Consider the following 13,204-nt stretch of genomic DNA (forward strand, 5'->3'; position numbering starts at 1 on the left):
CGTTCTAATTATATTGTGTTACTTACTTGCTGAATTACTGGCTCAGTAGAGATATTGTCGAGCGTTGCAACAGTGCTATTGCATATTTAAAGCTGACATCAGTTAGAAAGTACTGCTATTTGCAGCTCCCTTGTCATGAGTATAGAGATTGAGCAGTTGTGGAGAAGCCATCTGAAGGCCCCAAAGCTTTCCAATGTAATTTCTTGGGTAACATAATTCTGCAAAGTAGAACCATGAAGATAGTGTGTAGTTTTAGCGAGATGCCCTGAATCGCTTTAAATCACAAGAATATTGAAGATATGAAAGCAGAAATCTTGCTTCAGTAGTTCTCTAGAACTTATTTCAAAATGAACCTTAACTTAGCATAAAGATAAGGTCTAACTCTTAACTATTACCAAAGAAAAGACGATCGCTGCACAGCAACGGTATTTAAACTTTGCAAAAAACTCACAACCCCCTGAGCGAAGGAGAACCTAAGTTGATGAGTAGTTCAAGGAAGAACTCTAAGCAGAAGACCATCCTTTTTCTAGCCGCTAATCCCCAGAACTCAACCCCGCTTGATTTAGCCAGAGAAGTAAAAGAGATCGAAGAGGGATTGCAGCGATCGCAGAAGCGGGACAAATTTCTGCTAGAGCAGGTGTGGGCTGTGACTCCCGGTGATGTACAGCGAGCAATGCTGAATTACAGACCTCAGATTGTCCACTTCTCTGGGCATGGCATGGGTGAGGTTGGCTTAGTTTTAGAGAATGCGGCTGGACAGGGACAGTTTGTTAAATCTACGGCCTTGGCAGGCTTGTTTGAGCTGTTTGCAGACAAAGTGGAGTGTGTTGTGCTAAATGCTTGTTACTCTGAGGTACAGGCAGTAGCGATTGCTCATCACATTCCCTTTGTTGTTGGAATGAATCAGGCCGTTGGCGATCGGGCCGCTAGAGTGTTTGCCGTTGGGTTTTATGATGCACTGGGGGCTGGGGAATCCTTTGACTTTGCCTATAAGTTGGGGTGTAACCGGATTGCTCTAGAAGGAATTGCAGAAGACTCAACTCCGGTCATCACTCGCAAACTTGAGGTTGCGTCTTTGCCTTTACCTGAGCCATCCGAACCTGACAACGCCATACCAGCACCAGTGGCAGTACTGGCACCCGTAGTCGTAGAACCTTCTCGCTCCGGTTCAATGACTCTTGCTTCTGAACAGGTTGCGTTGGAAGAGCTAGGAGGACAGGTTCCGTTAGACTCTCTCTTCTATATCAAGCGTCCACCAATTGAGGAACAGTGTTACGACGCAATTGTCAGACCCGGCGCACTAATTCGAGTTAAAGCACCGCGCCAAATGGGTAAATCTTCTTTGACCATCCGAATTCTGGATTATGCAGAGAAACAGGGATATCGCACAACCTGGTTGAACCTACAGCGTGCAGGAGATCAAGCTTTGTCTAGTCTAGATGCTTTTCTGAGGTGGCTATGCGACCGCACAACTCGCAATCTTCGCTTGCCAAACCAGGTTGAGGAGTATTGGCAGGGCATTGCGGGCAGTATGGACAAATGCACCGATTATTTTGAACTGTATTTGTTAGAAGAGATTAACGCCCCCCTAGCACTCTGCCTAGATGAAGTAGATGAGGTATTTAAGCATCCGGCAATTGCCAGCGATTTTTTGGGATTACTTCGTTCCTGGCATGAAGAATCGAAAATTAGTTCTGTTAGCGCATGGCGAAATTTGCGATTGGTGTTGACTCACTCAGAAGAGGTGTATATTCCCCTCAATATCAACCAATCCCCCTTTAATGTAGGTGTACCGATTGAGTTGCCGCCCTTTACTCAAGCCCAGCTTGCGGATTTAGTACAGCGCCATGGTTTGCAATGGTCAGAAGCTGAAATTGGACAACTGATGGCGATGGTAGGTGGGCATCCCTATCTAACGCGGGTGGCATTGCAACAAATTGTCCGAGGAGAGGTAACGTTGATCCAATTTTTACAAGTTGCTCCAACTCAGGAGTGGCTATTCGGCAGCCACTTGCGGCGTCATCTTGGTAATCTAGAGGAGCGAAATTTGGCGAGCGCCATGAAGCAGGTGGTTACGTCAGATCAACCTGTGCGACTTTCTAGTGCTGAGGCCTCAAAGCTGGACAACATGGGGTTAGTGCGGTTTCAAGGGAACGATGTATATCCGCTGTGTGATCTGTATCGGCACTATTTTAAGGAGATACTAAAGTGAACACAGAGTGTTATGGTACAACTCATTCAAGTCAGCAGTTCCGCAGCACTTATCTCAGAATGAAAATTCCGAAGTACCTTGGAGCGTTGGTACAGACATGACAGACCTATCTCCTGCTGCCTACTATGCCTACAACTATCAGAGTGAGGGTGGAGCACTGCAAATTGACTCACCCACCTATGTAACCCGAAAAGCAGATGACGAGCTTTTTGAGGCGCTGAAGGCAGGACAACTCTGCTATGTGCTGAATGCGCGGCAGATGGGAAAGTCGAGTTTAAAGGTGCGAACAATTCAACGGCTGCAATCAATAAAAGTTACTTGTGCTGCCGTGGATTTGCAGGGAATTGGTACATCTGTAACCGAGGAGCAGTGGTACTTCAGCATCATTAACCGAATTGCGCGCTCGCTTCAACTCCGACGGCAGTTCAACGTCAATCACTGGTGGGCTGAGTATAATCTGTTGAGCTACGGGCAGCGCTTCGGATTGTTTTTGGAAACGGTGCTGCTGCCTGCGGTCAGTGGAGTAATCGCCATCTTAATTGATGAGGTAGATCTCACCCTCAGCTTACCCTTCAGCACCGATGATTTCTTTGGTATATTGCGAGAATGCTACAATCGGCGCGCTGATGAAGTAGAGTTTCGGCGGCTGACATTTGCGCTGTTTGGAGTGGCCGCACCCTCTGATCTAATTCAGAACAAGCAAATTACGCCGTTTAATATTGGACAACCCATTGACTTGATGGGATTCCAGTTCTCAGAAGCGCAACCCTTAGCGCAGGGATTAGCAGCAAAATCGAGCAATCCTGAAGCGTTAATGCAGGCAGTACTAGACTGGACAGGTGGGCAGCCATTTCTAACTCAGAAGGTGTGCAAGCTAATTGTACGGGCTGAAGATGAAGTACCCGCAGGACAAGAGGCCCAATGGATCGAAGCATTGGTGCAAGCCAGAATCATCGAAAACTGGGAAGCACAGGATACACCAGAGCATTTGAAAACGATTCGCGAACGCCTCTTGAGTGGAGAACAACGGAGCGGGCTGCTGCTAGGGTTGTATCAGCAAATTGTGAAGCAAGGCGAGATTCCAGCCACGGATAGTTCAGAACAAGTGGCACTGCGATTGACCGGATTAGTGGTTAAGCGAAATGAACGGCTGCAAGTCTACAACCGCATTTATCAACATGTGTTCGATCACGCTTGGGTCGAAGCAGAACTGGCGAAGCTGCGTCCAGCTTATTACAGGGTGGCAATTGCTGAGTGGCGAAGATCGGGAGATGAGTCGCATCTGCTGCGGGGTGAGGCACTGAAAGATGCGATGTTGTGGTCTGACGGAAAACAGCTGAGTGATGAGGATTCGCGTTTTTTGCGGGCGAGTCAGGAAGCGGAAACACGGAAGGTAGAACAACTGCTGGCAGCAGAAGCAGAGGCCAATCAAATTCTGAAAGCAGCACGGCAGCAGGCGGAAACAGAGTTGGAAATGGCAAATCAGCAGCTCTTAGAAACAGAACGGCGGGTGCAGCACAACAGAAAAACTTTAACGATCACATCTGCTTTGGCATTGGCAGCAGCGGCACTGGCGGTAGGTGCGTTCAGCTTAGCAGGCAATCGCTTGAGTATGGCTAGAGATGCCACAGCAACTTTGGTCGAGGCACGGGCAGTAACCCAGATAGAGCGACTCAGCACCCTAGCACTGCGTCAGTTTGAGAAAGATCAAATACTGGGACTGCTCACTGCAATGCAGGCAGGACAGCAACTGCAAGCCATAATTGACCAGAGATCCCCGTCAACAGCTACCGCTCTGGTGGATAAACAGCCGCCTCTGATTGAATATCCTACTTTTAGCCCCATTTATTCTCTAAACCATATTATAAATCATATTAAGTATCGTTCCATTCTAGCTCGTCAAGGTATTATCCATAGTGTAAGCTGGGCTGGAGATGGCCAAACCCTGGCTACTGGTGGAGAGGATGGCAGCCTTAAGTTCTGGAATCGCGATGGAGAATTACTCTACACCCTCGACACTCAGCAGGGCATTGTCCATAGTGTGAGTTGGGCCAAAGATGGCCAAACCCTTGTTACAGGTGGAGACGATGGCAACGTTAAATTTTGGAGTCGCGATGGAGAATTACTCCATTCCCTCGACGCTCAGCAGAGCATTGTTCACAGTGTGAGTTGGACTAAAGACGGGCAAACCCTGGCTACAGGCGGCGCGAATGGTAGCGTTAAATTCTGGAATCACCATAGAGAACAACTCCGTATCCTCGATACTCAGCAGGGCGTTGTCCACAGTGTGAGTTGGATTGAAGACGGGCAAACCCTGGCTACAGGCGGCGCGGATGGTAGCGTTAAATTCTGGAATCGCGATGGAGAATTACTCCATACCCTTGATGCTCAGCAGGGCGTTGTCCACAGTGTGAGTTGGGCTGAAGATGAACAAATCCTTGCTACGGGCGGCGCGGATGGTAGCGTTAAATTCTGGAATCGTGATGGAGAATTACTCTACACCTTTGATGCTCAGCAAGGCGTTGTCCACAGTGTGAGTTGGGCTGGAGATGGACAAATCCTCGCTACAGGCGGAGAGGGTGGCGCTGTTCAGCTTTGGACTCAAAATAGGCAGTCGCTCTATACCTTCGATACTCAACAGAGTAGTGTTTGGAGTATAAGCTGGACTGGAGATGGACAAATCCTCGCCACAGGTGGAGCAGATGGTAGCGTTAAATTCTGGAATCGCGATGGAAAACTGCTTCACACGCTTAATACCCAACAGGGTATTGTTCATAGCGTGAGCTGGGCTGGAGATGGACAAATCCTCGCCACAGGCGGAGCAGATGGTAGCGTTAAATTCTGGAATCGCGATGGAGAATTACTCCATACCCTTGATGCTCAGCAGGGCGTTGTCCACAGTGTGAGTTGGGCTGGAGATGGACAAATCCTCGCTACAGGCGGAGCAGATGGTAGTGTGAAGCTTTGGAGCCGTAATGGACAACTCCTTCACGCCCTCGATGCGCAACAACGTAGTGTCTACAGTGTGATCTGGACTGGAGATAGCCAAATTCTGGCTAGCAGTGGAGCAGACGACCGCATTAAGCTCTGGAGCCGTAATGGACAACTCCTTTACGCCTTCGATGCTCAGCAGAGTAGTGTTTGGAGTATGAGTTGGGCTGGAGATGGCCAAACCCTTGCTACGGGTGGAGTAGACGGTAGTGTCAAGCTTTGGAGCCGTAGTGGGGAACTCATCCATACCCTCGATGCTCAACAAAGTAGTATCTGGAGTATGAGTTGGGCTGGGCAAATCCTTGCTGTAGTTAAAGCGGATGGTAGTGTCAAGCTCTGGAGCCATAATGGGGAACTGCTTCACACCCTCGATACTCAGCAAGGCATTGTCTATAGTGTGAGTTGGACCGGAGATGGTCAAACTCTTGCTACCGGTGGAGCAGATGGTAGTGTCAAACTGCTGACAGTGAATAAACTAGAGAGAATGCTGGAGCAAGGCTGTAATTGGCTACGCAGCTATTTAATTGCCAGCCCAACTGATCTACAAAAACTGACCGTCTGCCAGATTCCTGATCTGCTTCCTGCCGCTGCCTCTAACTTAGTAGCGGATAGCGACACTCTTGCCCGACAGGGTAATCTGAAAGCTGCTATACAGGGGTATAAGATTGCTCAGACGTGGAATTCTAGTCTCCGTTTTGACCCCGCTGGCAGGGCAAATCAACTTGCTCAGGAACCCTGTTGTAATTCCCAGGGCCAAACTAACCACGAATAGAAGTGATCGATGCAGCCTCGCCGCTTTTTGCTGCTGAATCAGTTGAGTTGCGATCGCTTGTGCTAGCTCCAGTTTTTTGGTTGTTCCTGTTGGTCTAGCATCTGGGATACCGTAAAAATTGATAATTGTGATTGCTCAACCGTTTTCCCTCTGCCCATTTCTGGGCATCCTTTAATGTTTGTCCTGTTTGTCCTGTCAATAAGCGCAAGTCATTAGTACAGTTGGAATGAAGCCGTGCCGGCAAGTTTGCTCCATAGGGATGTAATTGAGCAAGTTTCTGCTCCCCTTCTGTCAACATGATATTGAAAGGTTTGAGAACTAATCATTCTCAAGCTTTATTCCTGTTGAAGCAACTTGCTCCTGTGAATGGAATAACCACACTTGTTGAACCTGGCTGGGTCGTTTCGATGAATTGCTCAAAGGTCAGCTGTTGATATTGAATTTGCGAAAGAGCCTTGTGGAGTAAAAATGGATGCCCGCCGATGAAGTTAGCCAGATATCTGACTTGCTCCGAACTCCAATTCAATCCGTATTGCTGAATCATCATTAACGTCTGCTCTGGGGTAAATTCTGTAAGTTCAATCGAAAATCCTACATTAAAGGGGGATTGATGAATGTTGATGGGAACGGCTGCATCTGATGAGTAGACGATAATAAAACGCAAATTCTGCCATATTTTACTTGCCTCATCATCATACTGCGCTTTTTCGTACCAGGCACGTAGAATTCCAAAGAAATTTTGGGCAATTGCCGGATATTGAAACAGAACCTCTACATCATCAAGCGCTAGAATAATAGGCTGATCTGTCTGCTTAAGCAAATACTGCTCAAAATAGCAGGTGCAATTGTAATTACTACCAAACATGTCATCCCAGTAGCTAGAAACTTTGTTTGGTAGGCCAAGATTGTGCGTCACGATTGCACAAAATCTAGATAAAAACTTATTTACATCATCGCCAAATGAGATATCTGCGAGGCGCATGCTGAGGAATAGTATTTTCCATCCTCGTTGCCTTACTCGATTTAATATCTGAATCGTCAAAGATGTTTTGCCCATGCGTTTTGGAGCCTTGATCAGGACCAATCCACCTGGTTTAGTGATTTCGTTGTCGCAACGCTCTTCAATTGGGTGTCGCTTGATATAGAATTTGGGAGAAAACAATATTGAACCTGTCTGATCTACTCCAGAGGAAGAAATTAAATCATAATTTGTGTAGAGTGCAGGCGTTCGCATGTAATCATCGGGTTGCAATGTCAACCCAAAAGCATTGAAATAAATGGCTAGCGAACTTCGATCAACAGCGATCTTACGCTGTTGAATCTTGAGCACCGTGTTTTGACTCAAACTGGTTTGCTTTGCCAGCTCCTCCAATGTGTAAGCAGCTCCCCTATTGTTCACCAATCTAGCTTGGTGCTGGGCTTTCTGGATCCGTTGATAACCAGAGGTCGTTAGAATGAAACCTCTCGTTCGTTTTGGGGGCGTACAATCCTTCATCATTCACTCAAGTGACCTTAGGATTTAGCTCGATTTTAGTTTCAGCACAATTGGGCTGGTTATCAGCGTTATTATTCTGTACCTACAGAACTTGTTTAAGCAGCCGCAGCAATGCAGTCAAGAGAACATAGCAAATTTTGCTCCAGCAGCTTAGTGACTTGATCAAGAACCAAAACTCAAGCTGGATTAAAAGTTTAATGTGCTGAACAGCCTTTTCGTTGTTAAAACTCGAAAGTAACAAGATATCTGAGCAGCTCAGGGTAATCAAAGAATAATATATCTTTGGATAGATGCGCTTGTACTTACCTATTCTTTATTCTTAACACAAAAAAGCTTTAGTTAGGTTAACTTTTAGAAATTTAAACTCTTTTCGCAGTGCATTCTCGCATTACCAAAGTAACCACCGACTTGTGCACAATCGAGTTGTTAGGCACTTTGCCTTCCCAGTCGGTATCTGTCAGTTTTGCCAAAACGGCTTATGCAGTCCTCCCCCCAAAATTTTGTTGAATATTTAAGCAAACCTCCAAACGCCGTAAACCAGGCAGGATGGCGGAAGTATTAAAGCTGCTTCAGCAAATCTGACGAGAGATCAACAGTAACCCGATAGGCTTACTGATCTTTGATGAATTATAATAACTTATCAAGTCATTGTACTGACTGGATTTGCTATAGCTCATCCAGCTATACAGCGTTTTTCACTCATGAGAGGTATGGGGGGTGGGGGGCTTTGCCCCTGCGTGGGGGCAAAGCCCCTGCACCCCGTTTTTCGTACTTCACTAGCCTGAAAAAGGCTGTAAATACCAGTATCTCGATAAGTCTATGGGAGTTTTTGTACCTGAATAGCAAAACCTGAAGCCAACCGCGCCTTCATGATTGCCAGCAGAATTAAGTAAATACGTAAAATTAAACTAGCTCATCAATCAATAACCATGCAGCCTTTCAATCCTTGGGGCCGTCTTCAGTCGTTTGTCTATTTTCTGAATCAGTGGTTACAGCGCAACTGGCAGCCGTTACTGTTCCTTTTTGGCACCTATGTGCCGCTTGCCATCTTTGCTATTTTGGCGATGCAGATCTGGCAGTTGGAGGAGGGGTTGGGTTGGGATGTCGCGATCATGCAAGCAATCCACGCTACGGCCAACCCCATCCTCGACCGGATTGCCGCTGCTTGGACCAACGTGGGCACTAAATGGGGCGTATTTCCAGCCTCTGTGCTGATTGGGATTGGCTTCCTCTACGCCCGTCGCTGGCGCTTCCTCACCTATTGGTTGATCGCTCTCCCAGGCTGTGTTTTGATTAACCGGGTCGCAAAGCTGTGGCTGCATCGAGTTCGCCCTAGTTTATGGGACTATCCACCAGTTCCAGAATTTTCGTTTCCGAGCGGCCATGCGATGGCGAGTATGGGGTTTGTAGCAGCGCTGATGGTTTTGACCTGGAACACAAGCTGGCGAATCTGGGTTTGGCTGCTGGGCGGTGGCTTTGTGGTCTCAATTGGCTGGACGCGGCTGTATTTGGGTGTGCATTATCCCAGTGATATCGTAGCTGGCTGGATGTTGTCGATTGCGTGGGCCGTCGGTGTATGTTTGATTGTCAAACCCCTATCGTTAACTACGATCTCAGGATCACCTCTGGCATTGAGCGATCAGGGTGGGAGGAGTCAGGCTTCCCAGAGCATCAGCCAACGAAAATCAGGTGTCGGAGGTAAGTAGGATCTGTAGGAAGTTATCCATTGAGCAAGTTGTGACGCCGCTAAGTTTACCAGAGACTCAGGTGCAGGTGTTACGTTCCTCGGACGCAGGCTATTTCCCTTGAGGCAAGCTGACAAGCTAGGCTCAGTTGGGCTTACAGCCTGCGAATCTGAAAGCTTCTGGATCGAGGGCAGCAATGGCCAACTCTAAGACGGACCCGCTTGGATAGCCAATCCGCCGCTGGCCTGTCACTTTCTGATCACTTTTGCTGGATAGGGTGTTTCTCAATCCTGAAATGCACCCACTGTGTATTCAGGCATGACGTCATCCTAGTGGCGTCTCTACTAAATGTAGCGCTAGCCCATTGGGGAGAGGGGAGCCGTACCTCCCGGTTTACTCCTCTACCCCATTCTGGTCTGAATTCTGGTCTGAATTTATGGAATCACTCTTGCTACATTACCTACCTGCAACGTTCAGAATCGCATTCTGAAAATTACCTGGTCAGGAGCGCTCGATGCAATGATTTGAAGCAAAGTCCTTATGATGTCTCTAACGGTTGGCGATCCAGTTCCCTGGTTCATGCTTCCTTCCACATCCAATCCCACCTTTCACTTCGATACGGTTGGTGGATACTATGTTGTTTTATTTTTCTTCGGCAGTTCTAAATATTATAAGGCAGCGGTTCCCTTAAGAGACTTTTGCCAGCGGCAAACCCAGTTTCTAACTCTCAAAATTCCCTTCTTTGGTATCAGTGTTGATTCAGACGATGCCGCTTTAGCGGAACTCGTAGAGCATCCGAGTCATTTCAAGTTGATGTGGGATTTTGAGGCGGAAGTCAGCAGGCAATATGGAGTGTGTCAGCTTCAGGGTGAAACGATCAGCTACCAGCCGATTACCTTGGTACTAGACCCAACACTGCGCGTTTTGCAGATTTTCCCAATCCAGAACCCGTCGGAGCATGTCAATCAGGTGATGCAGTTTCTGGAAACGTTGCCAGCTCCAGAACCGCACCAAATGGCTGCGCGACAAGCTCCCGTTTTGCTGATTCCTAGAGTATTTGAACCGGAGTTTTGTCGTCATCTGATCCAGCTATTTGATGCCGATGGCGGTGAAGAGTCTGGCTTTATGCGAGAAAAAGAAGGCAAGACAATCAGCGTCACCGATTACAGCTTCAAGAAACGCCGTGACTTGAACTTGGCCGATACTCATCCAGACTTGCTGCCGACGATCAATGAATTGGTGATTCGGCGAGTCCAGCCAGAAATTGAAAAGGCGTTCCAGTTCAGCATCACTCGATTTGAGCGGCATGTGGTCGCCTGTTATGACGGTAAAACTGGAGGGTTTTTCAATCGCCACCGCGATAACACCACCAAGGGCACGGCTCACCGTCGCTTTGCTATGACGATCAATTTGAATACGGGAGACTACGAAGGAGGTTGCCTGTGGTTCCCTGAATACGGCACGCGGCTCTATCGTCCCGGTGTGGGGGAAGCGGTGATTTTCTCTTGCTCCCTTCTGCACGAAGCTACCCCTGTGCTGAGCGGGCGGCGCTTTGCTCTGCTATCCTTCTTCTACAACGATGAAGACGCCGAATTACGTGAACGCAACCGTAAATTTCTGGCCGTTGAGCCAAAGCCAGATCGTGCAGCCGCACCGGAAACCATCAATTTAACTCCCGCTCATCTATCTCCTCATTCGTCCCTATCCTCAGGCAATCCACCTGCTGCCGCTGTCGCTCGTGCCAGTGGAGCAGCCCAAGCTAACCCCAAAGCAGCCGGCTTCCAATCCAAATCTCCGCAACCGAAAGCAAAAGGCTTCCAATCCAAATCCAAATCTAAAAAAAAACGTTAAATCGAATTACCAAAAATCAGGCGAAGCGAATTCTGCTGCTGCATCCCAACTTTCCAGCCCAGTTTCGCCATTTGGCTAAAGCGTTAGCCGAACGTCCAAATTACCAGGTGGTGTTTGGTACTGCCTGCAAAGAAGGCCAAATTTCAGGGATTCATAAAGCTGTTTACAGCCCCGCTCGCGATGTATCCAATAATATTCACAACTATGTAGAACCTCTAGAAGCAGCAGTATTACAGGGACAGGCTGCTTATCGCATGGCTCAAGATCTGCGGGTCGAAGGATTCATTCCTGATGTAATCTATGGTCACTCGGGTTGGGGGCCAACCCTATTCATGAAGGATATTTTCCCATCCGCTAAACTCCTCTGCTATTTCGAGTGGTTTTACCATGCTCACGGCTCCGATTGTAATTTTGATCCAGCCTACTCATTGAGTGCCGATGACGAAGCGCGAGTGCGAGTCAGAAATGCTCCGATTTTGCTCGATTTATCCGCCTGCGACCAAGGACTCTCTCCCACCGATTGGCAACGCCAGCAGTTTCCCAGCGAGTTTCACCCGAAGTTGACCGTGCTGCACGATGGCATCGATACTCATTTTTTCCGTCCGCATCTGGGAGCGACTCTGGTATTACCTCGGCTGGATCTGGATCTGAGCCATGTAGACGAGTTAGTCACCTATGTGGCGCGAGGCATGGAACCCTATCGCGGCTTTCCGCAGTTTATCGAGGCAGTGGCTTTGCTTCAGCAGCAGCGACCCCAATGCCATGTTGTGATTGTGGGGGAAGATCGGGTTGCCTATAGCCCACCTCGATCGGATGGCAAAACTTACAAACAATATATGTTAGAGACTGTACCGCTCGATCTCGAGCGTATTCACTTTACTGACAGTATTCCATATTCAGAGCATCTCCAAGTCCTGCAAGCCTCCTCGGTGCATGTTTACCTGACCTATCCGTTCGTCCTATCCTGGTCCATGCTGGAGGCCATGTCCACCGGCTGTTTAGTGGTGGCATCCGACACACCTCCCGTGAGAGAAGTAATTCAGGATGGATTCAATGGCTTTTTGGTTGATTTCTTTTCACCAGAGCAAATCGCCGAGCGGATTATTGAAGTTCTCGATCATCCTACCCGTATGGCTGAGATCAGAAGCCAAGCGCGGCAGACTATCCTGGAACGCTACGACCTCAATCTCCTGTTGCCACGGCAGATCAAATGGCTCAATGGCATGTAGGAGTACTTTTGATTCTGTTGCCGGCTATGCCCCATTGCGATAGGCTCTGGGCGTCTGGCCAGTAAGCTGGCGAAACTGTTTACTGAGATGACTGTGGCTATTAAACCCGCACATCAAAGCAATCTCCATAATGGCTCGATCGGTTTGTTTCAACAACTGCTTAGCCCGCTCGATGCGCTGCTGCAACAAATATTGGTAGGGCGAGATGCCAAGCGACTGCTTAAATAAATGGCTGAAATGGAATTGGCTCATATCCAGCAGCGTTGCTAAATCCGCTAGCTTGATGTCCTGCTCCAAATGGGCATGCATATACTCCAATACCTGCCCAAGTTGAGGTTGCGCCAAACCGCCCTGGTAAACAGGCAAATGGACTGGAGCTGCCATGTATTGCCTCAGCAGGTGCACCGCCAAAACATTAGCCAGGGATTCCAAATAGAGCTGGCTCCCCACATGCGCCTGGAGTTCAGCCAGCAACAGATACCCAATCGACTCGATCTGCGCATCGCGAATCTGAAAGCTGGGCACTATCTCTAACGAATTGACAGTTTGGTTCAGAGTTTCTCTAGCAACATGGTCTACAAACCCAGCGGCTAGGCCCATCTGCAAGTAGTGGTCATCACTTTCCCAGCGGGCAAACAGCGGCTGATTAGCAGGAGCAATCGAAATATCGCCTTTGCGATACAGCCCCTGATAGACTTTGCCATCGTGAATTTGCAGCAACCGCACAGGCCGAGCCGCTAAGGATAGGAAAATGGTGTGGGTATCGCGATCAAAACAGTTTGCTTCTCCGGCTGGGTACTGGCATTGCTCGACCCAAATCGGGTTCCCCTTCTGCTGCCTGACCGAAGACGAGCCACTCGCTGCTGTGGGATGGGAGGTCGTTGGCTGCATGATAGCTCTCCGAATGGCTAGGCTAAACCCCAATTGGTTGAGTTCAATAGTCTAGCCCAAAGTCTAGCCCAATTGTAC

General features: G+C 48.3%; 7 protein-coding genes. 5 read left to right on the plus strand and 2 right to left on the minus strand.

Annotated elements, in window-relative coordinates; genetic code table 11:
* Positions 1-481: 481 nt before the first annotated feature.
* Together HJG54_RS29605 and HJG54_RS29610 are read left to right on the plus strand one after the other, a co-directional pair.
* Positions 482-2,212 (plus strand): AAA-like domain-containing protein, encoded by a 1,731-nt coding sequence (locus HJG54_RS29605; RefSeq protein WP_316436687.1) that lies wholly within the window; start codon positions 482-484, stop codon positions 2,210-2,212.
* A gap of 97 nt (positions 2,213-2,309) precedes the next feature.
* Positions 2,310-5,975: an AAA-like domain-containing protein gene (locus HJG54_RS29610; RefSeq protein ID WP_316436688.1), complete on the plus strand. Its 3,666-nt coding sequence runs from the start codon at positions 2,310-2,312 to the stop codon at positions 5,973-5,975.
* A 328-nt stretch (positions 5,976-6,303) separates the two neighbouring features.
* On the opposite strand, the gene HJG54_RS29615 is transcribed toward HJG54_RS29610, so the two are convergent.
* Positions 6,304-7,320 (minus strand): AAA-like domain-containing protein, encoded by a 1,017-nt coding sequence (locus HJG54_RS29615; RefSeq protein ID WP_316436689.1) that lies wholly within the window; start codon positions 7,318-7,320, stop codon positions 6,304-6,306.
* A 1,079-nt stretch (positions 7,321-8,399) separates the two neighbouring features.
* Here HJG54_RS29615 and HJG54_RS29620 point away from each other — a divergent pair.
* The 3 genes from HJG54_RS29620 to HJG54_RS29630 all read left to right on the plus strand — a co-directional run bounded on the left by HJG54_RS29620 (position 8,400) and on the right by HJG54_RS29630 (position 12,235).
* Positions 8,400-9,176 (plus strand): phosphatase PAP2 family protein, encoded by a 777-nt coding sequence (locus HJG54_RS29620; RefSeq protein ID WP_316436690.1) that lies wholly within the window; start codon positions 8,400-8,402, stop codon positions 9,174-9,176.
* A gap of 519 nt (positions 9,177-9,695) precedes the next feature.
* Positions 9,696-11,006, plus strand: a complete 1,311-nt coding sequence (locus HJG54_RS29625) for a 2OG-Fe(II) oxygenase (protein WP_316436691.1) — start codon at positions 9,696-9,698, stop codon at positions 11,004-11,006.
* Positions 11,007-11,077: 71 nt separating this feature from the next.
* Entirely contained in the window at positions 11,078-12,235 is a 1,158-nt protein-coding gene (locus HJG54_RS29630) for a glycosyltransferase (protein ID WP_316436692.1), read from the plus strand.
* Between the two features lie 24 nt (positions 12,236-12,259).
* On the opposite strand, the gene HJG54_RS29635 is transcribed toward HJG54_RS29630, so the two are convergent.
* On the minus strand, positions 12,260-13,126 hold the full coding sequence (locus HJG54_RS29635; RefSeq protein ID WP_316436694.1) for a helix-turn-helix domain-containing protein: 867 nt from the start codon (positions 13,124-13,126) through the stop codon (positions 12,260-12,262).
* Between the last annotated feature and the right edge of the window lie 78 nt (positions 13,127-13,204).

The organism is Leptolyngbya sp. NK1-12 (genome assembly GCF_032598965.1).
Lineage (GTDB): Bacteria > Cyanobacteriota > Cyanobacteriia > Elainellales > Elainellaceae > Elainella.

Coding starts and splice junctions, on each gene's coding strand:
- HJG54_RS29625 (WP_316436691.1), top strand. CDS start 9,696: ATGATGTCTCTAACGGTTGGCGATCCAGTTCCCTGGTTCATGCTTCCT.
- HJG54_RS29605 (WP_316436687.1), top strand. CDS start 482: ATGAGTAGTTCAAGGAAGAACTCTAAGCAGAAGACCATCCTTTTTCTA.
- HJG54_RS29620 (WP_316436690.1), top strand. CDS start 8,400: ATGCAGCCTTTCAATCCTTGGGGCCGTCTTCAGTCGTTTGTCTATTTT.
- HJG54_RS29635 (WP_316436694.1), bottom strand. CDS start 13,126: ATGCAGCCAACGACCTCCCATCCCACAGCAGCGAGTGGCTCGTCTTCG.
- HJG54_RS29610 (WP_316436688.1), top strand. CDS start 2,310: ATGACAGACCTATCTCCTGCTGCCTACTATGCCTACAACTATCAGAGT.